22 protein-coding genes and 1 riboswitch are annotated in these 26,284 nt (G+C 60.8%); of the genes, 12 read left to right on the plus strand and 10 right to left on the minus strand.

The genetic code is table 11. The annotated features are described in order from the left end of the window. Window positions 1-19: 19 nt before the first annotated feature. From RN347_RS12440 to RN347_RS12460, 5 genes are all read left to right on the plus strand, one after another. The gene (locus RN347_RS12440; protein ID WP_311958422.1) at window positions 20-970 is read left to right on the plus strand and encodes a LysR family transcriptional regulator; all 951 of its coding nucleotides are present in this window, start codon (window positions 20-22) and stop codon (window positions 968-970) included. Between the two features lie 131 nt (window positions 971-1,101). Beyond that, a riboswitch (TPP riboswitch) is annotated at window positions 1,102-1,251 on the plus strand. 86 nt (window positions 1,252-1,337) lie between these two features. Next, on the plus strand, window positions 1,338-2,006 hold the full coding sequence (gene tenA / locus RN347_RS12445) for a thiaminase II (RefSeq protein ID WP_311958423.1): 669 nt from the start codon (window positions 1,338-1,340) through the stop codon (window positions 2,004-2,006). Between the two features lie 37 nt (window positions 2,007-2,043). After that, window positions 2,044-3,933, plus strand: a complete 1,890-nt coding sequence (thiC, locus tag RN347_RS12450) for a phosphomethylpyrimidine synthase ThiC (RefSeq protein WP_311958424.1) — start codon at window positions 2,044-2,046, stop codon at window positions 3,931-3,933. A 260-nt stretch (window positions 3,934-4,193) separates the two neighbouring features. Further along, window positions 4,194-7,235, plus strand: a complete 3,042-nt coding sequence (locus RN347_RS12455) for a glycoside hydrolase family 2 TIM barrel-domain containing protein (protein ID WP_311958425.1) — start codon at window positions 4,194-4,196, stop codon at window positions 7,233-7,235. A gap of 256 nt (window positions 7,236-7,491) precedes the next feature. Next, the gene (locus RN347_RS12460) at window positions 7,492-9,162 is read left to right on the plus strand and encodes a hypothetical protein (RefSeq protein WP_311958426.1); all 1,671 of its coding nucleotides are present in this window, start codon (window positions 7,492-7,494) and stop codon (window positions 9,160-9,162) included. Between the two features lie 90 nt (window positions 9,163-9,252). Here RN347_RS12460 and RN347_RS12465 read toward each other — a convergent pair whose 3' ends face one another. The 10 genes from RN347_RS12465 to RN347_RS12510 all read right to left on the minus strand — a co-directional run bounded on the left by RN347_RS12465 (window position 9,253) and on the right by RN347_RS12510 (window position 19,120). Next, the gene (locus tag RN347_RS12465; protein ID WP_263586502.1) at window positions 9,253-9,435 is read right to left on the minus strand and encodes a CsbD family protein; all 183 of its coding nucleotides are present in this window, start codon (window positions 9,433-9,435) and stop codon (window positions 9,253-9,255) included. A gap of 110 nt (window positions 9,436-9,545) precedes the next feature. Then, the gene (locus tag RN347_RS12470) at window positions 9,546-10,688 is read right to left on the minus strand and encodes a DUF2955 domain-containing protein (RefSeq protein WP_311958427.1); all 1,143 of its coding nucleotides are present in this window, start codon (window positions 10,686-10,688) and stop codon (window positions 9,546-9,548) included. After that, window positions 10,678-11,739 (minus strand): HlyD family secretion protein, encoded by a 1,062-nt coding sequence (locus RN347_RS12475; RefSeq protein ID WP_311958428.1) that lies wholly within the window; start codon window positions 11,737-11,739, stop codon window positions 10,678-10,680. Before RN347_RS12475 ends, RN347_RS12470 begins: the two co-directional genes overlap by 11 nt. Window positions 11,740-12,099: 360 nt before the next feature. Continuing rightward, a complete protein-coding gene (locus tag RN347_RS12480; RefSeq protein WP_311958429.1) occupies window positions 12,100-13,014 on the minus strand; it encodes a DMT family transporter in 915 nt (304 codons plus the stop codon). 259 nt (window positions 13,015-13,273) lie between these two features. Next, complete coding sequence (cyoE, locus tag RN347_RS12485) at window positions 13,274-14,194, minus strand: heme o synthase (RefSeq protein WP_263586498.1); 921 nt, start codon at window positions 14,192-14,194, stop codon at window positions 13,274-13,276. Then, window positions 14,152-14,481 (minus strand): cytochrome o ubiquinol oxidase subunit IV, encoded by a 330-nt coding sequence (gene cyoD / locus RN347_RS12490; protein ID WP_252106560.1) that lies wholly within the window; start codon window positions 14,479-14,481, stop codon window positions 14,152-14,154. Before cyoD ends, cyoE begins: the two co-directional genes overlap by 43 nt. 1 nt (window position 14,482) lies before the next feature. After that, window positions 14,483-15,103 carry a cytochrome o ubiquinol oxidase subunit III gene (gene cyoC, locus RN347_RS12495; RefSeq protein ID WP_263586497.1) on the minus strand — a complete coding sequence of 207 codons (621 nt, stop codon included), beginning with the start codon at window positions 15,101-15,103 and terminating at the stop codon, window positions 14,483-14,485. After that, window positions 15,103-17,079, minus strand: coding sequence for a cytochrome o ubiquinol oxidase subunit I (cyoB, locus tag RN347_RS12500; RefSeq protein ID WP_263586496.1), 1,977 nt, complete (start codon window positions 17,077-17,079; stop codon window positions 15,103-15,105). Before cyoB ends, cyoC begins: the two co-directional genes overlap by 1 nt. A 3-nt stretch (window positions 17,080-17,082) precedes the next feature. Next, the gene (cyoA, locus tag RN347_RS12505; RefSeq protein ID WP_263586495.1) at window positions 17,083-18,072 is read right to left on the minus strand and encodes a ubiquinol oxidase subunit II; all 990 of its coding nucleotides are present in this window, start codon (window positions 18,070-18,072) and stop codon (window positions 17,083-17,085) included. Window positions 18,073-18,352: 280 nt separating this feature from the next. After that, window positions 18,353-19,120, minus strand: a complete 768-nt coding sequence (locus RN347_RS12510; protein ID WP_311958430.1) for a DeoR/GlpR family DNA-binding transcription regulator — start codon at window positions 19,118-19,120, stop codon at window positions 18,353-18,355. A gap of 279 nt (window positions 19,121-19,399) precedes the next feature. Here RN347_RS12510 and RN347_RS12515 point away from each other — a divergent pair, with 279 nt between their 5' ends. The 7 genes from RN347_RS12515 to cdd all read left to right on the plus strand — a co-directional run bounded on the left by RN347_RS12515 (window position 19,400) and on the right by cdd (window position 26,255). After that, complete coding sequence (locus RN347_RS12515) at window positions 19,400-20,248, plus strand: outer membrane protein OmpK (protein WP_311958431.1); 849 nt, start codon at window positions 19,400-19,402, stop codon at window positions 20,246-20,248. Window positions 20,249-20,284: 36 nt separating this feature from the next. Next, entirely contained in the window at window positions 20,285-21,568 is a 1,284-nt protein-coding gene (locus RN347_RS12520; protein WP_252106554.1) for a NupC/NupG family nucleoside CNT transporter, read from the plus strand. A 156-nt stretch (window positions 21,569-21,724) separates the two neighbouring features. Beyond that, window positions 21,725-22,513, plus strand: coding sequence for a deoxyribose-phosphate aldolase (deoC, locus tag RN347_RS12525; protein WP_311958432.1), 789 nt, complete (start codon window positions 21,725-21,727; stop codon window positions 22,511-22,513). 2 nt (window positions 22,514-22,515) lie between these two features. Next, entirely contained in the window at window positions 22,516-23,850 is a 1,335-nt protein-coding gene (deoA, locus tag RN347_RS12530) for a thymidine phosphorylase (protein WP_311958433.1), read from the plus strand. Continuing rightward, window positions 23,850-25,088, plus strand: coding sequence for a phosphopentomutase (locus RN347_RS12535; protein WP_311958434.1), 1,239 nt, complete (start codon window positions 23,850-23,852; stop codon window positions 25,086-25,088). Before deoA ends, RN347_RS12535 begins: the two co-directional genes overlap by 1 nt. A gap of 28 nt (window positions 25,089-25,116) precedes the next feature. After that, window positions 25,117-25,854: a purine-nucleoside phosphorylase gene (gene deoD, locus RN347_RS12540; RefSeq protein WP_311958435.1), complete on the plus strand. Its 738-nt coding sequence runs from the start codon at window positions 25,117-25,119 to the stop codon at window positions 25,852-25,854. After that, window positions 25,851-26,255 carry a cytidine deaminase gene (gene cdd / locus RN347_RS12545; RefSeq protein WP_263586488.1) on the plus strand — a complete coding sequence of 135 codons (405 nt, stop codon included), beginning with the start codon at window positions 25,851-25,853 and terminating at the stop codon, window positions 26,253-26,255. The genes deoD and cdd overlap by 4 nt, the downstream gene beginning before the upstream one ends. The last annotated feature ends 29 nt before the right edge of the window (window positions 26,256-26,284 follow it).

The following is a 26,284-nucleotide window of genomic DNA, read 5'->3' on the forward strand; positions in this document are numbered from 1 at the left end:
ACAAAATCTTGAGCCAACGATGATGAAACTGCGCTATAGCTTTCGCCAGTTGCAGATCTTTCAGGAAGTAGCCCGCACCGCCAGTCTCTCCAAAGCCGCACGCCGCCTAGATTTGACTCAGCCTGCTGTGAGCACGGCTATCGCTAACCTTGAGCAGGAGGCAGGATTTTTACTTTTCCGACGCAACCACTACGGAACCGAGCTGACCCCTGAGGCCAAACATCTGGCCGAGGGCGTGGATAAGGTGCTGTCCTCGGTCAGGCATTTAGAAGAGCTTTCGGATCTCATTGGCCAAGGGCACTCCGGCAAACTCACCATCGGCTGCATGCCCGGCCTCTCGCCAACCGTGATACCCCGGACAACCTCGGCTTATCTGGCAGAACACGAAGCTAGCCGGCTGTCGCTGCAAACCTTCAGTACACCCAAAATTGCCGAGTGGGTATCCGAAGGACAGTTTGATCTTGGGGTCATTGAGGCAGAGAGTGATCTTCCGGAATTGAGCATGACCCGGTACCAACTCAGAATGCATTTAGCGGTGCCTACCTCGAGCGAACTCGCCTCTTTTGCCGAGCTTTCTCCCGAGCAACTTTACGGTCAAAACCTGATTACGCTCGATGAGAATCATCAAAGTACCGCCAAGCTTAAACACGTACTCCTTCAAGCCAACGTCCCCTTTCGCCGTGGCCTTGAGGTCCATCTCTTCTCTTCCGCGATTGCGTTAGTCAATGAAGAGCTGGGCGTCGCGCTGGTGGATCCCGTTACCGCTCACGGGTTTCTTAAACGCCGGGATTGCCAAGTCACCATGGTGCCATTTGCGCCCCATATCGACTTGGATATTGCGGTCGTAACGTCACGCTTTCACGCCTTGTCACGTCAGTGCCAAGGGTTTTTGCCTTACTTACACGCGAACCTCACCGCTTGGCAAACGCTTGCACAGTCAGCCTCTCCCTGGAACACAGTGACTCCCTGAACCGCTGAGGCACAGGACCGTAAGGTAAATGGTAGATGCGCTTCAACGTTAGCCAGCCCCCGGCTTATTGATTGTTTGCCTCGTTCACGCCCCTTGCATCCTCCCTGATCGCCCCCTAGACTCCCCCAGACAACTGCTTGACGGGGTGCCGGTGAATCCGGCTGAGATGGCGCAGGGCGAGCTTCAAGCTTCCAAGCGCTGGTCCCGCTGAACCTGATCCGGCTAATGCGCTTTTTTGGAAAAGCGCGGGTACCGGCGTAGGGATCAAGCGATGGCGCCGGCTCGCTCTCTGTGCATTTCACGCCTCCTCCGCGCCACTCCCTCGATCTTCTCGCCTGCCCTTCGGATCTCTACTCCCGGAGGATGTATGGGCTACTGCTTTACCGATCTCACCACCGCTTGCGAAAGCGATTGGCGCGCTTATATCGAGCACGACTTCGTGCGCCAATTGGGCACCGCCACCCTTCCCGAAGACGCCTTTCGCCACTACCTGAAGCAGGATTACCTGTTTCTGATCCATTTCGCCCGCGCCTACGCGCTGGCCGCCTACAAGAGCCCTAGCCTTGCCGACCTGCGCCAGGCTCATGAGGGCATGAAGGCGATCGTCGACGTGGAGCTTGGGCTGCATATCGGCTTTTGCCGCGAGTGGGGTATCTCGGAAGCCGAACTTGCAACGCTTCCCGAAGCGCGGGCGACGATGGCCTACACCCGCTACGTACTGGATACCGGCAGCCGCGGCGACCTGCTCGATCTGCACGTGGCGCTCGCCCCCTGCCTGGTGGGTTACGGCGAAATTGCCAACTGGCTGAACGCCCAGAGCACTACCGTGCGCGGCGGCGATAACGCGTATGACGCCTGGATCGCCATGTACGAAGGCGAGGAGTTTCAGGCGGCGATGCGCGCGGAGCTTGAGTGGCTGAATACGCGCCTGGCCGATGTCACCCCGGCGCGCTTTGAAGCGCTTACGAAGATATTTCGCGACGCCACGCGCCTGGAAATTGATTTCTGGCAGATGGGTCTGGATTTGGCCGATTGATACGCCTTTATAACAACCATAACGAGAGAGTCTGATCATGAGCCGCACTCAACACTTCCTGGCTGAAACCGCCAAGGTAGACGCCGCCGCTATCGCCCCGCTGCCCGCTTCGAACAAGGTGTACATCGAAGGCTCGCGCCCGGATATCCGCGTGCCGTTTCGCGAAATTACCCTATCACCGACCACCACCAGCGGCGCGGATGAGCAAAACCCGCCGCTGCTGGTCTACGACACCTCCGGCCCCTACACCGACCCCGCCGCCCAGATCGATCTGCGCCAGGGGCTTCCTGAGCTGCGCCGGGCGTGGATCGAGGAGCGCGGGGATACCGAGTTTTTAGATGGCCTGACCTCGGAGTACGGCAAGCGCCGCGCCAACGACCCCATGCTTGCCCAGCTGCGGTTTGATCTCAAGCGCACGCCACGCCGGGCGGAAGCAGGCAAGAACGTGACCCAGCTCCACTATGCCCGCCAAGGGATCGTCACCCCGGAGATGGAGTTTATCGCCATTCGTGAGAATCAGCGCCGCCAGGCGCTTGGAACGGCGGAAGTTGAGCGGATTCTGGGCCACCAGCATCGTGGCCAGAACTTTGGCGCCAGCATACCCGAGGAGATCACCCCCGAATTCGTGCGCGACGAAGTGGCCCGCGGCCGGGCGATCATTCCCAACAACATCAACCACCCGGAAAGCGAGCCGATGATCATCGGGCGCAACTTCCTGGTGAAGATCAACGGCAACCTGGGCAACTCGGCGGTGACCTCCTCTATTGAGGAGGAAGTCGACAAGATGACCTGGGGCATCCGCTGGGGCGCGGATACCATCATGGATCTTTCCACAGGCCAGAACATTCACGAAACCCGCGAGTGGATTCTGCGCAACTCGCCGGTGCCCATCGGCACGGTGCCGATCTATCAGGCGCTGGAGAAGGTCAACGGCGTGGCGGAAAACCTCACCTGGGAGGTATTTCGCGACACGCTGATCGAGCAGGCGGAACAGGGCGTGGACTACTTCACCATTCACGCCGGTGTGCTTTTACGCTACGTGCCGCTGACCGCGAATCGGGTCACCGGCATCGTCAGCCGCGGCGGCTCCATCATGGCGAAGTGGTGCTTGTACCACCATCAGGAGAGCTTCCTGTATACCCACTTCGAGGAGATCTGCGAGATCTGCAAGCAGTACGATGTGGCGTTTTCCCTGGGCGACGGCCTGCGCCCGGGCTCGATTGCCGACGCCAACGACGAAGCCCAGATGGCCGAGCTAAAAACCCTGGGGGAGCTGACCCATATCGCCTGGAAGCACGATGTGCAGGTGATGATCGAAGGCCCAGGGCATGTGCCCATGCACCTGGTGAAGGAGAACATGGACAAGCAGCTCGAGTACTGCGACGAAGCGCCCTTCTACACACTCGGGCCGCTGGTCACGGACATCGCGCCGGGCTATGACCATATTACCTCCGGTATAGGCGCTGCCATGATCGGCTGGTTCGGCTGCGCGATGCTCTGCTACGTCACTCCCAAGGAGCACCTGGGACTGCCCAACAAGGAGGATGTAAAAACCGGCATCATCACCTACAAGATCGCCGCCCACGCGGCGGATCTCGCCAAGGGGCACCCGGCGTCGCAGAGGCGCGACAACGCGCTCTCGAAAGCGCGCTTCGAGTTCCGCTGGGAAGACCAGTTCAACCTGGGATTGGACCCGGATACCGCGAGGGAGTACCACGACGAAACCCTGCCCAAGGACTCCGCGAAGGTGGCGCACTTCTGCTCCATGTGCGGGCCGAAGTTTTGCTCGATGAAGATCAGCCAGGAGGTGCGCGATACCTACCGCGCGCCGGTAGCCGGGGGCGAGGCGGCATCGGTCCAGCGCGGTATGGAAGAACAAGCAGAGAAATTTCGCCAGACAGGCAGCGAGCTTTACCAAAAGGTATAGAGCGTGACGGCGATTTTGCTAATGGACGGGCTCACTCTCCTTTTATGAACAATGGAGTAGTTTCGTCCAAATTATTTGACCAATTTGTGACCGCATGCAACGTTACCAGCGGGGCGACGTATCTTTTATGAAATCATATCGTTGTGACGATGTGCCCAGGCAAAGAATACGTCGCAGCACGCTAGCAGCCGAACTGCTGAAAAGCATGGCCTTATAACGCTAACAAGAGCTTTCAGCCTTACGTGAACAGGAAAAAAACAATGAGTACCCCACAAATCGGTCGTTTCACGACCTCGCCTCAGCAGGCGGCCTCACGGCCGGTGCTGAGGCAATTGCTTATGACGACCACCCTGGCGCTTGGCGTATCGAGCACCGGTGCGATGGCGCAGACGATCGGCAATCCGGACGCTGCCCGCCACCTGGAGCCGCTGCCGGACTGGCAGTTCACGACCGATGACGTCGATCCCGCCGACGATACAGCGACGGCGACAGGCGATGGCTGGACGCAGGTCAACCTACCCCATACGTGGAACGCGCAGGATGGCAGCGAGGGCGGCGATAACTATTATCGCGGCGACGGCTTCTACCAGACCATGTTCGAGGTCACCGATGATCTGGGCGACCGGCGCGTGTTCGTGCAGGTCGGCGCGGCGAATGAGATCGCCGAGGTCTTCGTCAACGGCACGAGTGTGGGAACCCATGCCGGCGGCTACAGCGCATTCCGGTTCGATGTGACCGATGATCTGGTGCCGGGCGAAAACCGTATCGTGATCCAGGTGAACAACGCCCCACACCGGCTCGCCCCGATCGATGCAGATTTCACGTTTTTCGGTGGGCTCTACCGCGACGTGGCCCTGGTCGAGGTCGCACCGGTCCATGTCGATCTAACCGATTTCGGCGGTCCCGGCGTCTATCTGACGACCCAGGACATCAGCCCGGAGGAGGCTACTGTCGAGGCTCGGATCAAACTGGCCAACGACGGTGCGGATGACGCCACCGTTACCCTGCGTACCCAGGCGCGCGACGATACGGGCACGGTTGTCGCAGAGAGTGAGGCCTCCGTCACGCTGGCCGCGGCGCAAAAGCAGGAGCAGGTGCTTGATCTCAAGATCGATCAGCCGCGGCTGTGGCAGGGACGGGCGGATCCTTATCTCTACAGCGTCGTCACCACGGTGACCGACGCCGAAGGAAACGTACTGGACGAGGTGACGGAACCGCTCGGCATCCGAGAGATCAGGATTGACCCGCAGGAAGGCTTCCTGCTGAACGGTGAATCGGTGCCCTTGCGCGGCGTCAGCTATCATCAGGACGTCGAAGACGGCGGATTTGCCGCAACCGAGGAGCAGAAGCGCCGCGATTTCGACATCATGGACGAACTCGGTGCCAATGCCGTCCGCCTGGCGCATTACCAGCACAGCCGCAGCGTCTACGACCTGGCTGACGAATTCGGGATGGTGACCTGGGCGGAGGTTCCGGTGATCAGCGAGGTCGACCTGACCGACGCCTATGCCGAGAACGCCCGGCAGCAGATGCAGGAGCTTGTGCGCCAGAACTACAACCATCCCTCGATCGCGGTCTGGGGTATCTGGAACGAGGTCTCGCTGCAAAGCGACAGTGACGTCTCCTCCTTGCTGACCGAGCTAAACGCGCTGGCCAAGTCCGAAGACCCGTCGCGGCCGACGACCGCCGCCGTTCTGGGGCGTCTTGGCCCCGATGAGCCGGTAATGAACGTCACGGATACCGTCGGCCAGAATCTCTATTTCGGCTGGTATTACGGCAATCCGACCGGCGATCTGGGTGCCTGGCTGGATGAGCTGCATGCGGCTGCGCCCGAACTCCCCATCGGGGTCAGCGAGTACGGCGCGGGTGCCGGCCCTTCGATCCAGTCCGAGACGCCGTTCCAGCAGGACCACACCGAAACCTATCAGGCCAACTACCACGAAGAAGCCTACCTCCAGATGAAGGAGCGGCCCTGGCTCTGGTCCACGTTCGTCTGGGCGATGTTCGATTTCGCCTCCGACGGCCGCGACGAAGGCGAAGCTCCCGGCATCAACGACAAGGGGCTCGTGACGCGCGACCGCGAGACACGCAAGGATGCCTTCTACTGGTATCAAGCCAACTGGAGCGAGGATCCGGTCCTTCATCTCACCGGCAAGCGACTCATCGAACGTCAGCGCGGCAATACCACGGTCAAGGTCTATTCGAATCTGCCGCAGGCCGAGCTTTTCCTGAACGGTGAGTCGATGGGCGTCGTCGAAACCCCTGACAGCCGCCGTCTGACCTGGGACATCGAGCTGGCCTCTGGCACCAACAGCGTCGAGGTGGTCGCCGAGGTCGATGGTGACACCATGACGGATACGGCAGAGTGGGAACTGGTCACCAACGACGACACGCTGCTGACATCGGGCGTCATCGCCGTCGATGGTATTCAGGACCGCGTACTGAACCTGCCCTACGACACTGTCGTCGACGACATGCAGACCCTGTTCGATCTACCTTTCGGGGCGCACTTCGATTTCGGCGATCGCGCGGGTGACGCGCCGCTGTCCGTCGACGATACCTTTGACGTGGTGGCACAGAATGGGGACCGGCGCACCTACACCATCGACGAAGGCGCCCTGTCCGTCGCGCGACGCGTTCAGGCCAACCGCGAAGGCGTTGGTCGCGGCCTGCCGGACGGCCCGGCGACCTTTGCCGTGGACGGTAAAGCGGACTTCGTGACTGACATGTCGGAAGGCGGTTACTGGCACACCCGCGACGTCCTGCCAATACCCGCCTGGATCAAGGTCGACCTTGGGTCCGAGTACTATGTGGATACCGTCGAGACGAGCTGGTTTGATCCGTCCTCCTCGGTTGAAGGCACGGGGTTGCTGACGTACAAAATCGATACTGCCCCGGAGGAAGAGCGCAGCTTCGCGGTCTTTAACGAGACGTACGAGCCGGTCATCGATACACGCGATACAACGGAATCTGGAAAGACGGAGGACGACATTGACCGGGTTGCGCGCTACGTCCGTGTCACTATCCAAAGCTCCGATTACTACATGATGCGCGGTGGAGAACCGTTCCAGAACAAGGGGCTGACAGAACTGTCCGTTCTTGGCGGGCTAATCCACTCCGACGAGGTGGAGATCGACTATCGCGCCAAAACGATTCAAGCGGGGTCCCGGTCCGTCGAGGAAGTCGCGGCGCAGCTTGAGACCGTGAGTGACGACGACCAGGTCACCGTCGAGGACGGTGCCATCGTGGTCACCGCGGCGGATGGCCTGCGGCGTGAAAGATACGACGTGATCTCGAACTAAGGCCTGAGGCGCCGGATAGGTGCGGCCCTTGCCCTGCCGGGCAAGGGCCGTTTTCGTCAGGTACGGTTTGCCTGTGCCATCAGGCGATGAAAAAGAGGGTCGCTGTGTAGCGCCAGGCGCTACACCAAACGCCCCCGACCGTTAGCGCGGTCGGGGGCATTTTTTTAACGGCGCATGCCCCTCCCGTACGTTAGGCGGGTTATGCTTTTAAACCGCTATTCCCATGAGCCAATGTGTACACGCCAGTGGATTCGATATGATTAAAAAAACATCGCTGCTTGCCTCTCTCGCGCTGCTGGCTGGCGGCACCAGCCTCGACGCTCAGGCCGCCGAAACCGATATGCTCGGCTATATTCCGGCCAACGCCCCCTACTTCATGGCCACGCGGGAAACGCTGGACCAGCAGGAGGTGTTCGCGTTTTATCAGCGCACGATGCTGCTGGGCGACGGGCTCGAGCGGGATCTGGAAGCGCTTCGCGAGCAGAGGCGAAATGAACCCAACGAGCAGGCGCAGGCCTTTTTGTCGCTTGTGATCGCACTCGGCGAAGAGTTCGAGGACATTGACACGCTGGAGGACGTTCACGCCCGCGGTATCAACGTGTCGCCGAACGTCGCGCTTTACGGGCTGGGCATTCTGCCGGTGATGCGCTTCGAGCTGGAAGACGACGCGGCGTTTCGCGACACCTTCGAGCGAGTGGTCGAGCGGGCGGGGCTTACGCCGCGCATCGGCCGCGTCGAGGGCACCGACTACTGGCGGATCACACCGGAAGACGACGTCGAACTCATCCTCGCCATCGTCGACGGCCAGGCGCTGGTTTCCTTGATACCAGGTGATGCCAGCGACGAGCTGCTCGCTCAGATACTCGGCAAGCGCCTGCCGGATGAAAGCATGGAGGAGTCCGGCGAGATTGCCGAGATCGAACACCGCTACGGCTTCACGCCGCTGGGTACGGGGCAAATCCGTACCGCGCGGGTGTTGAGTGAACTCGGCTCGCCCCGCCATCCCGCGACGCGCGCACTACTCGACGCCCTCGGTGAAGAGCCGCTGGACCTTACCGCCTGCCAGGCCGATATCGACCGCTTGACCGGGCGCTTTCCCGGCCTGACGGTGGGCTCGCGCGCGTACGATTTACGAGGCCGCTCGGAGGTCAACCTGATCGTGCAAACCGATGAGGAGGTCGTGCGTGACCTTCGCCGGTTGGTGACGCCGGTGCCAGGGCTCGGCCAGCGGGATGGATTGGCAAGCTTTGGGCTGGGGCTCGACCTATCGGTGCTTTTGGAGCTCGTGGACACCTACGCGCGCCAAATTCGCGAGGCGCCGTTTAGCTGTGACGACCTTCAAGAGCTCAACACCCTGTGGGACGAGACCAGCGCGCTGACCAGTGACCCGATGGCGATGATGATTGCCCCGGCGCTTTCCGGGCTCAATGCGCGTATCGACCGGCTCTACCTTGCCAAGGGCGGCCCCATGGCCACGGGGCTTTTGACCCTGGCGTCATCGAATCCCATGACGCTATTGGAAAACGCCGCCGCCTTTGTGCCCGAACTCAGCGAGCTATCGCTCATGCCTGACGGCGAACCCCGGCGACTCAAGAGCCGCCAATTGCCTGCGCAGGTATCGACCCTTTACGCGGCGATGTCGGACTCGGCGCTGGCCCTGGGCGTTGGCCTCGATGACCCGTCAACGCTGACAAACGGACTACAGGCGCCGGTCGCCGATGACGACCTGCTGCTGAATATCTTCGCGACCGGTGATCTTTACACGGCTTTGGCGGATCTGCTGATCAAATCGCCGCAGGAGGACGTCTCGGAAGAGGACATCGCTCAGCTCAAACACTACGGGGAGATATACGACAGCCTGGAAGTGCGGGTATCGGTCGGTGATGAAGGGCTTGAAACGAGCTTTGCCATGGATATGGCCGATTGAGTGGGTTTGAAACGCCCGGTTCGTGAACGCTTGGTGTAGAAAGCAAAACAGGGGCCCGAGGGCCCCTGTTTAATATCCTGACGAATGTCGTTACTTCTTCTTGGCGGCGTCTTTCAGCTCACCTTTACCTTTTTGCGCTTCGCCCTTGGCCTGCTGAGCGTGACCCTTGGCTTCGGTCTTGTCGCTGCCGGTGACTTTACCCACGGCTTCCTTCACTTTGCCAGCGGCCTTGTTAGCGGCACCTTTCGCTTTGTCTTCGTTTGAATTTGACATGATGATTACCTCTAATCCGTTAGTAGGAAATACGCTGCATGCGAGGAAGACGTCGTTGTCTATCAGCAGTGCAGGTATTTCTTAGAGTAGACGGTGCGAAAAAAGTTGCCTCAATTTCTTTTTGGCAGCGCCGTGGCCGTCCATGCATTGAGCAATGAGTGAAGGCAGGCCATGACCATCAGCGTCACCGCGAGGGCTACGAACATGGAGGAGAACCGATAAAGGGCACTGTAAACAAGGTCTTGGCTTGGCCCGAGCGACTGGCCGAACAAAATGCCCAGCGTCGTCATGCCGCCAAACCCGACGCCGGAGCCACCGGCCTCGCGCACGTGTTCGCGGGCGAACAGCATCAACCCCAACCAGTAGATCACGATCACCAGCAAAAAGTGGTGGCTCTGGGAGTAAAGCAAAAGCTGGATCAACAGCGCCATGTTGCAGCCCAGGAGCGTACCGATGATCCGTCTGATCGAGGAGACCTGGGCCCCGGCGTAGCCCATGGCAAACAGCACCAACACCGTCGCCATCTGCGCGGAGAGCGAATCGCGCAGATCGAAGGTTTGAAATACGACGAACGATAGCGTCGCGGTAATGCCGCCCAGCAGCGTTTCGTGACGAATCTGCGCGGCGGTTTTCTCCACGCGTGGCGGCGGCTGGCGCGGCGAGACGTCGGGAAAGAGCGTGTGCATGAGCATGGCGATGATCACCGCCAGCACGCTCGCCAGAAAGTTCGCCCCCAGAAGCTCGCTCAAATCCACGTTCGGGTAGCTTGCAAAGTGCAGCAGAACGCTGAGCGTGACCACGCCATTGGCCCCGTACAGAAACAGCGGCCCTTTCGCCATCACATTGAAACGAAACAGGAAGATACCCAGCACCACCAGCGTCATCACCACCGGCATGTGCTGCAGAAAGCCGATGATCAGGCTGACCTCGACCACGTTGAACGTGGCGTTACCCAGAAACTGGCGGATGATACTGGCATTAAGCAGCGGCACCATACCCAGCAGAAACATGGGGAACACGGTAAAGAAGACGCCGTAGTTCCAGCCCATCAGCTTGCTGATCACAAAGCCAATCGTGGCCCCACCGGCGACCCGCAGGCATTGACGCAGGCCGTTTTCATCGAGAATCGCCGCGCGGTTCTCTTTTGCCGACGGGCCTTCACCGCGTTTCCCGCTCCATGGCACGATCGACCAGACGCGCCGGCGGCCTGGCCCAGGCGATGTGCCTTCCGGCTCGGTCGGCTCAGTAGACATAGTGCAGCCAGCTGATCAGGTGTACCTGCAGCCAGGCGAACGGATGCGCCAGCGTATGCTCGCCGGGCAGAAGCTGAACGCTTGCCCGCGCGCCGCTCGGCGGCATCTCTTCCAGCGGCGCGTCGAGTGCCACGTGCAGGCGCAGGCGCTGGGCATCGCGTACCCAGCGGTCAGACGTGGGAATATCCGCAAGCTGACCGTTGGCGCTGACCTGGCCCTCACGCACGCCGGCATCCAGCGCCGTGACGTGGCCTGCGAAAATATGGCCGGGCAGCGCGTCCAGTACGACCTTCGCTTCGTCACCCACGCGCACGTGGCGCAGGCTCTTTTCGCGAAAGTCCGCCACGATGTCCACGCCGCCTCCGACCAGTGCCAGCACCGGCTGGCCCGCCTGGACGTAGTCGCCGGCCTGAAGCTGCAAATTGGTGACTTGCCCCGCCTCGAGAGCGCGCACCTCGGTGCGTTCCAGGTCGAGCCGGGCGTTGGCCAGCGCGTTGCGGGCCTGGCGCAGACGCAGGTTGGCATTCCCCTCCTCGCCGAGCTGCGCTTCAAGGCTCGTAATCTTCGCTTCGGCGGCGCGCACATCGGCGTTGGCGGTGTTCGCCGCCGATACTCGCTGCTCGTACTGCTGGCGCGAAATGCTCTGGCGCCCCACCAGCGACTGCGCACGCTGGCGTTCGCTGTTGAGCTCGCTGGCGTTGGCCTGGGCTGCGCTTAGCGAGGCCCGCGCCGCGGCCAGGTCGGCCTGCAGCCGGTCGTTCTCCTGGGCAGCCTGCTCGACGTTGAGCTGCGCTTTCTCCACCGCGATCTCGTAGGGCGCGGCGTCGAGGCGAAACAGTACGTCGCCCTTGTCGACGTGCTGATGATCGCGAACGACGACCTCGACCACCGGCGCGCTCAGCTCCGGGGCAATACGCGTGACCGGGCGCATGATGCGCGCCTGCGGGGTCAGCGGCATGAAACTGTCGGCCACCATGAAATAGACGAACAAAAGGACAAAGGCAGCCAGGGCTACCCTTACCCATCGGGTAAAGCGCTGATCGGGAGACATCGGGATTCACTCGTTAAAAAACCCCGGCGTGGACGGGGTCTGTTCAAATAATACCTTAGTCTACACCATAATTAGCGTGCTAACAATGTGCTCGACTGTTCGTTCGCCCATTAAAAAGCCCCACGCGAAGGTGGGGCTTGCCGCTTTGGCGCTTTTTCATCGCCCCGATTAAAAACGGTAGCGAAGCCCTAGGCTCAGGGCGTCAAAATCGTACTCCGACGGGCTCAGGTACCGCATCAGGTCGGCGCTCAGCGCGAAGGTATCGTTGATGTCGACCTCGGCCCCGCCTCAAACGAAATACCGTCGTCGCGGCCGCTGCCAAAGCCGTCCGCCATTGGCGGGGCCTGAGCATTGCCCCCGTCAACGAACTTTCGAAAGGCCGAGAATCACGATGCCGCCGACCACGACGGCGCCGCCCAGTAGCTGCACCGGCCCAAGCGTTTGCCCCAGTACGAAGTAGCCAAACACCAGCGAAGCGACGGGTTCGATGTTCATGACCGGGGCGTTGCGCGCCATGTCCAAACGCGGCACGCATATCAAGAGCGTTGAGAACCCCGCGCCGTACAAAAGCGCCAGCAGCGAAAGCCCGACCCAGCCCTGGCTGTTATCCGGCAGGCTCATGCCGCCGGGCACCACCCCAAGCGCCGCGCCAATGATCATCGCCACAAACACCGTCTGCATGGTCAGAAGGCTTCGAAGCGTACTGCCCACGCCCGCCAGACGATGCTCGGTGATCCAAAGCGCACTCGAAAACACGAAGGCCGAAAGAAGCCCCAAAGCGATGCCCAGCACCCACTCGCTGCCGAGCGTTTCGGCCTGAATCAGCCAGGCAGGGATATCCAGTACGACCAGAAGCCCGAGCAAAATGGTGCCCATGATCACGCACTGCCTGAGCGAGGGGCGCGCCCCGCCCAGCGCCCAGGTGAGCAGCGCCAGCTGAATGGGGAAGGTGTTGGCAAGCAGCAGCGCGATCACCACGGGGAGCCTGGCGACCGCGGAGTAGAGCGCGAGGCTTTGAATGGTGATCAAGCACCCCACCGCAAGCTGCCAGGGCCAGGCGGCCTTGGGTAGCCACAGCCGTTTTCGCTTGACTGCCACCAGCGTCAGTAAAATGGTGCAGGCCACGCCCGAGCGCGTGAGGATTGCCAGTAACAGCCCGGTGCCGTTATCGAAGGCGAGCCGCGCAGAGACGTGATTGGCCGCGAACGCGCAGGCCACCGTAACCAGCAGCGCCAGGGCCAGCTTGCGCGGCAACGGGGAAGAGAGCGAAGACATAGCGAAGAGTCGCCTCAGGGTCAGTAATCGGGAGATGAAACTCGCCATGTTACAGGGTTAGCCGCGGCGCAACAGCGCAGAATCACAGCGAACCGGCATGATCGAGTAAGCGGGCCTGCAGATCGCGCTCGAGTGATGTCATCCAGTGGCGCAGGTGCGGCACTGGTCAGCGAGACTGGAGTAGGCCTGTGTACCCAAAGAAAAACGCCCAAAGGTGAAACCCCTGGGCGTTTTTTAGTGCAGGTGATGATCGCGTGACCTAGGCCAGCGGTACCACTGCCTCGAGTACCATTACCAGGCTCATGGCGGTGATCGTCAGAATCGAGACCCCGAAGACCTGCTTGGCCCAGCGAACGTCATCGGTCAGGCGATAGCCGCGAAGCGCGAGGTAGAGCCAGTAACAGCCCATCACCAGCGCCACGCAGAGATAGCCAAGGCCCGCTTGGCTTGCCAATCCCAGTGCCAACGAGGCGGGAATGAACGCCACGATGTAGCCCAGGATGTGATGCTTGGCGGTTTTGATGCCGCGCACCACCGGCAATACCGGAATCGATGCCCGCTGATAGTCCGCGTAGCGAAAGATCGCGATGGCGTAGGAGTGCGGCATCTGCCACAGGCAGAAAATCACCAAAAGCGCGATCGCGCCGCTGTCGAACGTGCCGGTCACCGCGCAGTACCCCACGACCGGCGGCATCGCGCCGGAAAGGCTGCCTACCAGCGTGCCGTACTCGGAGTGGCGCTTCATGTAGAGGCTATAAATGCCCACATAAACGCCCCAGCCGATCACGGCCAGCGCCACGGTCAACCCGTTGGTGCCCAGCGCCAGACACACCACACCGCAAACGCCCAGAAGCGCCGAGAGCCCCAGCGCCTGGGTGATCGACACGCTGCCGCGAACCAGCGGGCGATGGCGCGTGCGCGCCATCAAAGCGTCGATATCCCGGTCGATTACATTGTTGCAAGCACAGGCCGACCCAATGATCAGCGCGATGCCAAGCAGCACGGCGGCGAAGGTCACCAGATCGAACTGCCCCTGAGCGGCCAGGAAGTAGCCCCCGATGGCGGCAATCAGATTGCCGCCGATGATACCGGGTTTGGTCAGTTCCAGCAGATCCTGCCGCCGGCTAGGCATCGTGGTTAGCCGATCATCATGTTGATGTGCAGATGATGCATGATCCACAGGGAGCCTCCTACCACGAGGGCGAGAATAGAGACAGTGAACACGAAGGACATCATGCCCCACCCTTCGTCCGACTTGGTGTTCAGGTGCATGAACATGACCAGCTGAACGAGCATCTGCATCACGGCCGTGATCACGATGATCCAGACCGTCACCGGCGTGCTGAACAGCCCCATCATGACCGCCCCGAAGGGAATGATCGTCAGTACCAGCGACAGGATCAGACCCAGTACGTAGGACTTGGTAGAGCCGTGATCGGCCGACGGTTGGCTAGAAGAAGAACTCATCTCAAAGCACTCCCATCAGGTAGACGAAGGAGAAGACGCAGATCCAGACGATGTCCAAAAAGTGCCAGAACAGGCTCAAGCACAGAATGCGCGGACGCGTCGCAGGATTGATGCCCTTGGTCTGAAGCTGAACCAGCATCACCAGAATCCAGATCATGCCGAAAGTCACGTGCAGGCCGTGAGTGCCGACCAGCGTGAAGAACGCCGACAAGAACGCGCTGCGATCCGGACCGTAGCCTTCATGAATCAGGTGATGGAATTCGTAGAGCTCCATGCCCAAAAACATCAGGCCCAGTACGAACGTGACGATCAGCCACATCTTCACCTGGCCGACACGGTTGGCGTTCATTGCCAGAACGCCCATGCCGAAGGTGAAACTACTGATCAAAAGCGCAAAGGTGCCGAACAGGATCAGCGGCAGCTCGAAGATATCGGCGCCGCTCGGCCCGCCCGCCGTGCCCTTCATGAGCACGGCGTAGGTGGCGAACAACGTGCCGAAGATCACCAGGTCACTCATCAGGTAGACCCAGAAGCCGAATACTTTCGTACCCGCTACGTCATGATGATCATGATCGTGGTGTTCATCGGCATGGGCGCCATGGTGCATTGTATCTGTCGCCATTACGAATGTGCCTCCAAACGCTTGAGGTGCGCCTGCTCGATCCGTTCGACTTCGGCGGCCGGCACGTAGTAGTCAATGTCGTCGTTGAACACGCGCGCGAGGAAGCTCACCAGCGTACCCACGGCGCCGACGATCGCCAGCCACCAGATGTGCCAGATCATCGCAAAACCAAAGATCATGGCGAAGACACTGATGATCGGGCCAGCCCAGGTGTTCTTCGGCATGTGGATGTCCTGGTAGTCCTTCTCTTCAGCCTGCTCGATGCCACGCTGCTTTTGCGTCCAGAAGCTGTCGATATCACCGACCACTGGCTCGTGCGCGAAGTTGTAGAACGGGGGTGGTGAAGAGGTGGACCACTCGAGCGTACGGCCATCCCACGGGTCGCCAGTCACATCCTGGTTCTGCTTGCGGTCACGAATACTGACGTAGAACTGGATGATGGTACACGCGATACCACAGGCGATCAGCACCGAACCGACCCAAGCCACGATCATCCAGGGCTGCCATTCGGCGTTCGGGTAGGACTGCATGCGGCGCGCCGCACCGTAGAAGCTCAGCACGTAAAGCGGCATGAACGCGGTGTAGAAACCGGTGATCCAGAACCAGAAGGAGCGTTTGCCCCACTTCTCGCTCAGCGTGAAGCCGAAGGCTTTCGGGAACCAGTAGGTCAGACCCGCCAGCATACCGAAGACAACGCCGCCGATGATCACGTTATGGAAGTGCGCGATAACGAACAGGCTGTTGTGCAGCACGAAGTTCGCCGCCGGCAGCGCCAGCATTACACCGGTCATACCACCCAGAGTAAAGGTGATGATGAAGCCCAGCGTCCACAGCACCGGCGAGGTCAGCTCCAGACGACCGCGGAAGATGGTGAAGATCCAGTTGAAGACCTTAACCCCGGTCGGGATGGCGATGATCATCGTCATGATGCCGAAGAAGGCGTTAACGTTGGCCCCTGCCCCCATGGTGAAGAAGTGGTGCAACCAAACGATGAACGACAGCACGGTGATCGCAACCGTCGCCCAAACCATGGTGTGGTAGCCAAACAGACGCTTACGCGCAAAGGTCGCGATGACTTCAGAAAAGACACCGAACGCCGGCAGAATCAGGATGTAAACTTCCGGGTGACCCCATGCCCAGATCAAGTTGACGTACATCATCACGTTGCCGCCAAGCTCGTTGGTAAAGAAGTTCATACCAAAGTAGCGGTCGAGCGTCAGTAGCGCGATGGTCGCGGTCAGAATCGGGAACGAAGCGATGATCAACACGTTGGCGCACAGGGCAGTCCAGGTGAAGATCGGCATGCGGAACAGCGTCATGCCTTTGGTACGCATCTTCAGGATGGTGACGAAGAAGTTGATACCGGTCAGCGTCGTACCGATACCGGATATCTGTAGTGCCCATATCCAGTAATCCACGCCGACCCCGGGACTGTACTCTATTCCCGATAGTGGCGCGTAGGCCAACCAACCGGTCTTGGCGAACTCGCCCAGTACCAGTGAAACGTTGATCAAAACCGCCGACACGGCGAACAGCCAGAAGCTCAGGTTGTTCAAGAACGGGAAGGCAACGTCGCGCGCGCCAATCTGTAGCGGTACGACCAGGTTGATCAAACCGATGACCATCGGCATCGCCACGAAGAAGATCATGATCACGCCGTGGGCGGTGAAGATCTGGTCGTAGTGATCCGGCGGCAAAAAGCCCATCGAGCCGCCAGCGGCCAGCGCCTGCTGACTACGCATCATGATGGCGTCGGCGAAGCCGCGCAGCAGCATGACCAGGGCCACGATGAAGTACATGATACCGAGTTTTTTGTGGTCTACCGAAGTGAACCACTCATTCCAGAGCCAGCCCCACTTACGAAAGTAAGTCAGTGCGCCTAACAGCGCGATGGCTCCCACAATCATTCCCAAACCCACGACCACAATAATAGGATCGTGCAAGGGGATTGCTTCTAAGCTTAATTTACCGAACACGGCTTACCCTCCCGCCTCGTTGCTGATGAGCTCATCGTCATCTGATCGCTCACCCTCTTGGTTGTCGGTCGATTGATAGGCTTCATTGGTATCAACGGCCGGTGCACGGTCTGCGTCCTGCGTGTCCGTCTCAGGGTCGGTTCCCGTATGGAAACTGCTTACTAGCCGCTCGTAGAACTCCGGCGTCACATCCGAGAAGTACCGGACATCGACGAACGAGGAGCGTTCGGCAAGCTCGGAGTAGCCTTCGGGATACGTCAACGGCTCACCCTCGGCGCGCACCTGGTCTACCCACGTCTCGAAGTCTTCATCGGAGGTCACCAGCGCATCGAAGACCATGCCAGCGAAACCTGCGCCGCTGTAATTGGTCGAACGACCCCAGTAGGTGCCGATTTCGTTACCAACGAGGTGAACGTCGTTATCCATACCCGCCATCGCGTAGATCTGAGTTCCCAGGCGCGGAATGAACAGCGAGTTCATCACCGAGCCGGAGCTCACACGAAAGCGTACCGGGCGATTGACCGGCAGAGCGACTTCGTTGACCGTGGCGATGCCCTGCTCGGGGTAGATGAACAGCCATTTCCAATCCAGCGAGATCGCCTGGATTTCGAGGGTCGGCTCATCACTTTCCAGCGGACGGTGCGGGTCGAGCTCGTGAGAAGAGCGCCAGGTAATCACCGCCAGAATGGCAACGATGACCACGGGCACCAGCCACACGATGGCCTCGATCAAGTTGGAGTGCGCCCAATCCGGCAGGTACTGTGCCACGGTGTTGCTACGGCGGTAGTGCCAGCCGAAAGCGACCGTCAGCACGATGACCGGAATGACCACGATCATCATCAAGCCAAAGGAGCTCAAGATCAGCGAACGCTGCGCTTCACCAATATCGCCCTTGGGGTCCATCAGGGCCGAGCTACAGCCTGCAAGGAGCAAGCACAGCGCGAGGAGCACGAAGAAAGTGCCACGCCTGCGCCATTGGGAGGGTTGTTGCATGGTGCGATCTCGTCAGAGTTGCGTTTCAAAACTAGTCGCCAGACAGCAAGCCAAACGATATGCCATATAGCAGACCAACTAGCACCCCATATTTTTCCCAGGGCACTAGAGCAACGCCTGATAACACCGGGAAAAATATGCGCTACCGCATGGGGTTGGTAGCGAACCTGGCGTGCGTTTCACGCACAAACACAAGCACGAACATTTTCTACCGATTACGTGCGCGCAGAAAGCGACGCATTGCCGCACCCTGCTCGTTTAAAACCGTTAGTGATCGCGCTCAAGGCCAGGTGATTGCGATGTCCGGCATAGAGGCCAAGCCGGCCTCAAATCGCTTTGAAACCTGCTCATCATCTGTCACCAATACATCGAAGTCGCCAAGGGTAGCAAAATAGGCCGGTCGAACAACACCCATTTTGCGCGTATCGGCGAGTAAAATTCGCTTTTCAGCGGTCGCGATGGCCGCCTTTTTGGGCGCGACTTCGTGAAAATGAAAGCAGCTCACGCCCTGGTCATCGTCGATTCCGGCCGCCGTTATCAGCGCCTTGTTGATGCCAAGACCACGGATTTGCTCCGCCAGTCGCTCTCCCCCAAAGGACTGAGACGCGGGGTAGTAGAGCCCTCCCAAAACGATGAGCCGCACGCTGGGAAGTTTGGCCACGCTCGTGGCCACGTTGAGCGCGTAGGTGACGACGGTGAGCGCCTTGAAACGCGCCAGAAAACCCAGCAGCGGTAAAAGCGTCGAGCCGCAATCGATGAATAGCGTATCGCCCTCGTCGATGAACGAAAGCGCACGCTGGCAAAGCCGGTACTTGGCCGGATACCCCAGCGCCTGCTGTTCGATGAGATCATAGGCGCTCGCCTGGGGAGACACTTTGATCAGCCGCCCGCCAATCAGACTGATCGACTGCGAGCAGGTATGCAGGTCGCGCCGGATGGTCATTTCGCTCACGCCACAGAGCGTCGCCGCATCGCGCAGATGCAGCGTCCCCTCGTTGACCAGCGCTTCTCTTAAAAGAGTGAGTCGCTCCTCACGACGATCGCTCATGCTGTTTCTGACCTCGCTCGAACCATGATCGCAAACACGGTTTGTACATACTTTTTATCAATACTGTTTGTAGATACGGCGTTCAAAAGATGCCTGCAATCGTGCCTAACAAGCAACGCCTGCAAACGCCGGTTGCAAATCGGTGTTAAAGGAATAACACTGAATGTTATAATTATAACATCCGCCAGCCCGCACCGATGATCACACTCTCAGCGCATACTGATTTCGTACTCTATAAAAACAGAGCGCGGCGGCGCTATTTCGACCATTTGAGGCCTTATGACTGCTCAACGCTTTACCCTTGATTCACAGCGCACGGTAACCCGTGGTGCCCTGACGCTACTCGCCGGCGCCCTGATCGCCTCTCCCACACTGGCCGATGAGCCCGAGCCACAAACCCTCGACCGGCTCTGGTCGTTTAGCAACGTCTCGGTCAACTACCTGGACTGGTCCAACGGCACCGAGCGTCGCACGGCGAGCAACGCCGCCAAAAGCGATTTCACCTATGTCGAGCTCGAAGGCGGTGTGGGCTTTAGCTGGGGTGAATTCTACGGCTTTTTCGATTTCGAGAACCCGACCAACGACCAGTTCGACGAATCGAGCAACGGTCAGGATAACTTTCGCACCGCGGGCAAGGTCACCTCGCATATCTACCTGGGTGACACGCCCTTCTCGGTCTACGCCCACATCTACGATTTCCGCGACTACGGTTTCAATAGCCGCGAGCAGGATCAGATCCTCGGCTTCGGCTATCGCGCCACTTTCGATAACGGCTTCTGGTTCAAGCCCTTCATCGGCCCGGCGCGGGTGCAAAGCGACGGCTACACGGGCATGAACGGCTACATGGCCGGCTGGGTCGCGGGTTACGACTTCACCGCGTTCGGTCAGGGCTTTGGCATCACCAACTGGCACGAGCAAACCTTCGATCGTGACAGCGACTACCTTGAGCAGAACTACGTGAACGGCACCGCGGGCAGCACCGGCACCAACGGCGCGGTAGGTCTTTGGTGGCATCCGGCGGATCTGATCACCACCGGCATTCAGTATCGCTATTCGGACAACAAGTTGGGCGCGCCGAACGTGTATCAAAATGCGATGATCTATACGGTCAAGCTCAACTTCCTGTAACCCGAGGCGTGCCTCGCGAACTCAAGGGATCTCCTTATGACACTCCTCATGAGCCTGGTCGGTATGGCCACCCTGGTGATCATCGCCCTGATTTTCTCCTATGACCGCAAATCCATACGCCTGCGCACGGTGCTCGGCGCCTTTGCCATTCAGGCGGGGATCGGGGCGTTCGTGCTTTACATCCCCTTCGGCCAGGTCTTTCTGGAGACGATCTCCGCCGGGGTGAGCCAGGTGCTGGTCTTCGCCAACGACGGTATCGACTTTCTGTTCGGGGGTCTGGCGGACGTCGAAAGCATCGGTTTCGTCTTTGCCGTGCGCGTTCTGCCGGTCATCATCTTCTTCTCCTCATTAATTGCCGTGCTCTACTACCTGGGGATCATGCAGTGGATCATCCGGATTCTGGGCGGTGCACTGCAGAAAGCACTCGGCACCTCACGCACCGAGTCGCTCTCGGCCACGGCCAACATCTTCGTCGGCCAGACCGAGGCGCCGCTGGTGGTGCGCCCGTTCATCGCGCGCATGACGCCGTCGCAGCTCTTTGCCGTGATGTGCGGCGGGCTTGCCTCGGTCGCCGGATCGGTGCTCGCCGGCTACGCGCAGCTCGGTATTCCCATGGAGTACCTGGTCGCCGCCTCGTTCATGGCCGCCCCCGGCGGGCTGTTGTTCGCCAAGCTGATCATGCCGGAAACCCGGGACAACCAGGATGCCGATAGCATCACCAAAGTGGACGAGGAGCTCAAGGAGCAGGAGGACAAGCCGGTCAACGTGCTCGACGCCGCAGCCTCCGGGGCAAGCTCCGGGCTGATGCTGGCCGCCAACGTGGGCGCGATGCTGCTGGCATTCATCGGCCTGATCGCGCTGGTCAACGGCATTCTGGGCGGAGTCGGTGGCTGGTTCGGTTTCGAGTCGCTGAGTCTGGAGCTGATTCTTGGCTGGCTCTTCGCCCCGCTGGCGTTTTTGCTCGGCGTTCCCTGGTCCGAGGCCACGCTTGCCGGCTCCTTCATCGGCCAGAAAATCGTGGTCAACGAGTTCGTCGCGTTCATTAACCTGGCGCCCTACATCGATGGGGAACAGGTGGTGGCCGCGACAGGTCAGATGATGACGCCACATACGCAGGCCGTTTTGTCCTTTGCGCTGTGTGGCTTCGCCAACCTGTCCTCGATCGCCATTTTGCTGGGCGGGCTTGGCAGTATCGCGCCGACAAGACGCAACGAGATTGCCCGTTACGGTGTCAAAGCCGTACTCGCGGGGACGCTTTCGAATCTCATGTCGGCGTCGATCGCGGGCTTTTTCATCGCCCTGGGCAATGTAGCGGCATAAGCCCTGCCGCAAGCGCTAAACTGAACGGGCACGGCCAAGCGCAGTGCCCGTTCGTTTTTTTACCGGCCTGCTTTTCGTGCGCATGCTTTTACACTGTTTCTCTTGACACCAATTTTCTTAATACCCCATTTTTTTCAACACCAACGTGAGAACGCCATGACTGCCTCTTCCGACCTGATTCAAGCCGCTAAACAAGCGCTCGCCCTGATGGACGTCACCAGCCTCAACGACGACGATACCGATGCGCGCATCGAGTCGCTTTGCCAGATGGTCAAAACCCCGGTCGGGACCCCAGCCGCCATTTGCGTCTACCCACAGTTCATCGTGACCGCGGCCCGCGCGCTCACCGCGCACAACCTGAAAGATCAGGTGAAGATCGCCTCGGTCACCAACTTCCCCGCCGGCGGCGACGACATCATGGGCGCGGCGCGGGAAACCCGCGAAGCCGTGGCCTCCGGCGCCGACGAAGTCGATGTGGTCTTCCCCTACCGCGCGCTGATGGCCGGCGACGAAGAGACCGGCCGCGAGCTGGTCGAAATGTGCAAGGCAGCCTGCGGCGGTCAGGCGCTTTTAAAGGTCATTCTGGAGACCGGCGAGCTGAAAACGCCCGAACTGATCAAGCGCGCCAGCGAACTCGCCATCGAAGGCGGCGCCGACTTCATCAAGACCTCCACCGGCAAGGTCGCTACCAACGCAACGCTTGAAGCCACCGAGATCATGCTCGGCGCGATCAAGGAGAGCGGCCAGGATGTCGGCTTCAAGGCCGCCGGCGGTGTGCGCACCGTCGAAGAGGCCGCTGAATACCTGAAACTCGCCGCCGACATCATGGGTCCGCACTGGATCACCCCGCAGCACTTTCGCTTCGGTGCCTCGAGCCTGTTGGGTGACGTGCTGATGACCCTGAACCCTGACGCCGATGCCGCGACACAAGAAGGAGGCTACTAATCATGGCACACCTGCTCCCCCAGGAATTCATCCGCCTTAAGCGCGACGCCCAGGCGTTGCCTTTTGATGAGATCAAGCACTTCGTTCAGGGCGTGGCGGACGATCGCATCAGCGATGCCCAGATCGGCGCCTTCACCATGGCGGTCTTCCTCAACGGCATGAGCCGTGAGGAAGTGGTCGCGCTGACCACCGCCACCCGTGACTCCGGCCACGTCATGCAGTGGGATTCACTGAACCTGCCAGGACCGGTGGTCGACAAGCACTCCACCGGCGGCGTCGGTGATCTGGTGTCCCTGGTGCTCGGCCCCTGGGTCGCTGCCTGCGGCGCGTTCGTGCCGATGATTTCCGGGCGCGGGCTCGGCCACACCGGCGGCACACTCGACAAGCTCGAATCGATTCCCGGCTACGACCCCTACCCCGCTCCCGAGCGCTTCGGCCAGGTAGTGAAATCCACCGGCGTCGCCATCATCGGCCAGACCGGCAACCTGGCGCCGGCGGACAAGCGCATTTACGGCGTACGCGATGTGACCGGCACGGTGGAGTCGATTCCCTTGATCACCGCCTCGATCCTCGGCAAGAAGCTCGCCTCGGGCCTCGACGCGCTGGTGATGGACGTGAAAGTCGGCAGCGGTGCCTTCATGCCGACGCCGGAAAAATCCCGCGAGCTTGCCGAGAGCATCGCCAACGTGGCCACCCAGGCCGGCACGCCGACCACCGCGCTTCTGACCGACATGAGCCAGCCGCTGGCGCCGTGTGCCGGCAACGCGGTGGAAATCGTCGAGACACTGGCGCTTCTGCGCGGCGAGCGCGCCAATAGCCGCGTGATGGAGGTCACCCGCGAACTCGCCGTCGAGATGCTGATGGCCGGCAAGCTCGCCGCCAGCCGCGATGAAGCCCTCTCGATGCTCGAAAAAGCGCTGAACTCCGGCGCCGCTGCCGAAATTTTTGCGCGCATGGTGTCCGAGCTCGGCGGCCCGAACGACTTCATGGAGCGCTCGGAGCACTACCTGCCCAAAGCGAACGTAGTGAAGCCGGTCTACGCCGATGAGGCCGGCATCGTGAACCGTATCGATACGCGCGCGGTGGGCATGAGCGTGGTCGAGCTCGGCGGCGGGCGCCTGCGTAACGACGCCAGGGTGGATCACAGCGTTGGCTTTAGCGCGATTGCCGAAATCGGTGCTCGCGTCGACGCTGATCGGCCGCTGGCAATGGTGCACGCGGCGAGCGAAGACGCCGCCAACCGCGCCGCCGAGCAGCTCAAGGCCGCGATCATTTTGGGCCAGAGTGCCGTCGACGCCGACACGCTGATTCAGGACACCTTTAGAGGAGAAGCCTAATGCGTCGCGCGATTGTAGTGGTACTCGACTCCTTCGGCATCGGCTCGGCGCCGGACGCCGCGGCGTTCGGCGATGAAGGCGCCGACACCCTGGGCCACATCGCCGCCGCCTGCGCGCGTGGCGAGGCGGATACCGATGACCGATGCGGCCCCCTGAAGCTGCCCAACATGGGCAAGCTCGGGCTTTTCCACGCCCACCGTGACGCCACCGGCGCCGTGGCCGAAGGCGTCGAGCTTCCCGAGGAGCTGAGCGGCGCTTACGCCCACGCCCAGGAGATCTCCAGCGGCAAGGACACGCCTTCCGGACACTGGGAGATCGCCGGCGTGCCGGTACGCTTCGACTGGGGCTACTTCCTCGATAAAGAGCAGAGCTTCCCGCCGGAGCTTCTGGAAAAAATCAAGGAGCAAGCCGAGCTTCCCGGCACGCTCGGCAACTGCCACGCCTCGGGCACCGAGATCATCGCGCGCCTAGGCGAAGAGCACGTCCAGTCCGGCAAGCCGATCGTCTACACCTCGGCGGACTCGGTGTTTCAAATCGCCGCCCACGAGGAGCACTTTGGCCTTGAGCGTCTTTACGCGCTGTGCGAAACCGTGCGCGAGCTGCTCGAGCCCTACAACATCGGTCGGGTCATCGCCCGCCCGTTCGTGGGTGAGAGCGCCGATAGCTTCGAGCGCACCGGTAATCGCCGCGACTACAGCATCGAGCCGCCTACGCCAACAGTGCTGCAAAAGCTCCAGGAGTCCGGCGGCGAGGTGGTGTCGATCGGCAAGATCGCCGATATCTACGCCCACTGCGGCATCACCCACAAGGTGAAGGCGAGCGGCCACGACGCGCTGATGGAGGCAACGCTTGGCGAGATCGCACGTACCGATAGCCGCGACAAGCCAACCTTCATCATGGCCAACTTCGTCGATTTCGACTCGCTCTACGGCCACCGCCGCGATATCAAAGGCTACGCGAGCGCACTCGAGCACTTCGACGCCCGCCTGCCGGAGCTTCTGGACGCGCTCGACGAGGACGATCTCTTGGTGCTGACCGCGGATCACGGCTGCGACCCGAGCTGGAAAGGCACCGAGCACACCCGCGAATACGTGCCGATTCTGGTGCATGGCGCCACCTTTACGCCGGGCCCGCTGGGTAAACGCGATACCTTCGCCGATATCGGCCAGACCCTGGCTGACTACTTCGTACTGCGCGCCCTCGACGACGGCGAGAGCTTTTTGCCCCGCGTCGCGTGATCTTCAACCGGTTACTCAAGGAGTTTTCATGGCAACGCCGCACATCAACGCAGAACCCGGCGATTTCGCCGATACCGTGCTCATGCCCGGCGACCCGCTGCGGGCGAAGTACATCGCCGAGACTTATCTGGAGAACGTGCGTCAGGTGAACGACGTGCGCGGCATGCTCGGCTTCACCGGCACCTACCAGGGCGTGGACGTCTCGGTGATGGGCCACGGCATGGGCATTCCGTCGGTCTCGATCTACGCCAAGGAGCTGATCACCGATTACGGGGTGAAATCGATCATTCGCGTAGGCTCGTGTGGGGCGGTACGCGACGACGTCAACGTGCGCGACGTGGTGATCGGCCTCGGTGCCAGCACCGACTCCAAGGTCAACCGTATGCGTTTCAACGACCACGACTTCGCCGCCCTTGGCGATTTCGAGTGGGCGAGCCACGCCGTCGCCGCCGCCAAGGCGCAGAACGTGCCGGTCAAGGTGGGCAACATCTTTTCCGCGGATCTTTTCTACAACCCGCAGGAGCACATGGCCGAGCTGATGAAGCGCTTCAACATCGTCGGCGTGGAGATGGAAGCCGCGGGGCTTTACGGCGTCGCCGCCGAGTTTGGTGCCCGGGCGCTGACGATCTGCACCGTCTCGGATCACATCCTCAAGGGCGACTCGCTCTCGAGTGCCGAGCGCCAGAACACCTTCAACGACATGATGACCGTTGCGCTCGAGGCCGTACTGCGCGACAAGGGCGTGCACGCCACGGAGAAAGCATGAAGGTAGAAACCACTCTGCTCGAGTCGCTCACCCAGGCGCTCGGGCGCGCCTACGTACCCTACTCCGACCACCCGGTGGCCGCCGTAATGGAGACGCCGGACGGCGAGCGTTTCGTCGGCTGCAACGTCGAGGTAGCGCACTATAAAGGCATCTGCGCCGAAGGGTCGGCGCTTTCCGCCATGGTGACCGGCGGAAAGCGAACGCTTGCCCGCGTGTTTGTAATGGGCCCGGGCGAGCACCTGTGTACGCCCTGCGGTGACTGCCGTCAGCGCATCCGCGAGTTCGCCACGCCCGAGACCGAAATCCACGTCGTCTCCCGCGACGGAGAGGTGCTCAAGACCTACACCATGGAGTCGCTGCTGCCGGATGCCTTCGGCCCCGAGCAATTGCCGCCGCGCTAACGCGTGCTCGTCTCAGGCGCCGGCCGACC

Source organism: Halomonas sp. PAMB 3264 (assembly GCF_031954245.1).
GTDB lineage: Bacteria > Pseudomonadota > Gammaproteobacteria > Pseudomonadales > Halomonadaceae > Vreelandella.

Bases quoted from the DNA above. Each gene is read 5' to 3' on its own strand.
- RN347_RS12440 (WP_311958422.1), top strand. From the start codon at position 20: ATGATGAAACTGCGCTATAGCTTTCGCCAGTTGCAGATCTTTCAGGAA.
- cyoC (WP_263586497.1), bottom strand. From the start codon at position 15,103: ATGGCGACAGATACAATGCACCATGGCGCCCATGCCGATGAACACCAC.
- RN347_RS12480 (WP_311958429.1), bottom strand. From the start codon at position 13,014: ATGTCTTCGCTCTCTTCCCCGTTGCCGCGCAAGCTGGCCCTGGCGCTG.
- RN347_RS12535 (WP_311958434.1), top strand. From the start codon at position 23,850: ATGCGTCGCGCGATTGTAGTGGTACTCGACTCCTTCGGCATCGGCTCG.
- RN347_RS12455 (WP_311958425.1), top strand. From the start codon at position 4,194: ATGAGTACCCCACAAATCGGTCGTTTCACGACCTCGCCTCAGCAGGCG.
- RN347_RS12470 (WP_311958427.1), bottom strand. From the start codon at position 10,688: ATGTCTACTGAGCCGACCGAGCCGGAAGGCACATCGCCTGGGCCAGGC.
- RN347_RS12475 (WP_311958428.1), bottom strand. From the start codon at position 11,739: ATGTCTCCCGATCAGCGCTTTACCCGATGGGTAAGGGTAGCCCTGGCT.
- thiC (WP_311958424.1), top strand. From the start codon at position 2,044: ATGAGCCGCACTCAACACTTCCTGGCTGAAACCGCCAAGGTAGACGCC.
- deoD (WP_311958435.1), top strand. From the start codon at position 25,117: ATGGCAACGCCGCACATCAACGCAGAACCCGGCGATTTCGCCGATACC.
- RN347_RS12515 (WP_311958431.1), top strand. From the start codon at position 19,400: ATGACTGCTCAACGCTTTACCCTTGATTCACAGCGCACGGTAACCCGT.
- RN347_RS12465 (WP_263586502.1), bottom strand. From the start codon at position 9,435: ATGTCAAATTCAAACGAAGACAAAGCGAAAGGTGCCGCTAACAAGGCC.
- cdd (WP_263586488.1), top strand. From the start codon at position 25,851: ATGAAGGTAGAAACCACTCTGCTCGAGTCGCTCACCCAGGCGCTCGGG.
- deoA (WP_311958433.1), top strand. From the start codon at position 22,516: ATGGCACACCTGCTCCCCCAGGAATTCATCCGCCTTAAGCGCGACGCC.
- tenA (WP_311958423.1), top strand. From the start codon at position 1,338: ATGGGCTACTGCTTTACCGATCTCACCACCGCTTGCGAAAGCGATTGG.
- RN347_RS12510 (WP_311958430.1), bottom strand. From the start codon at position 19,120: ATGAGCGATCGTCGTGAGGAGCGACTCACTCTTTTAAGAGAAGCGCTG.
- cyoA (WP_263586495.1), bottom strand. From the start codon at position 18,072: ATGCAACAACCCTCCCAATGGCGCAGGCGTGGCACTTTCTTCGTGCTC.
- deoC (WP_311958432.1), top strand. From the start codon at position 21,725: ATGACTGCCTCTTCCGACCTGATTCAAGCCGCTAAACAAGCGCTCGCC.
- RN347_RS12520 (WP_252106554.1), top strand. From the start codon at position 20,285: ATGACACTCCTCATGAGCCTGGTCGGTATGGCCACCCTGGTGATCATC.
- RN347_RS12460 (WP_311958426.1), top strand. From the start codon at position 7,492: ATGATTAAAAAAACATCGCTGCTTGCCTCTCTCGCGCTGCTGGCTGGC.
- cyoD (WP_252106560.1), bottom strand. From the start codon at position 14,481: ATGAGTTCTTCTTCTAGCCAACCGTCGGCCGATCACGGCTCTACCAAG.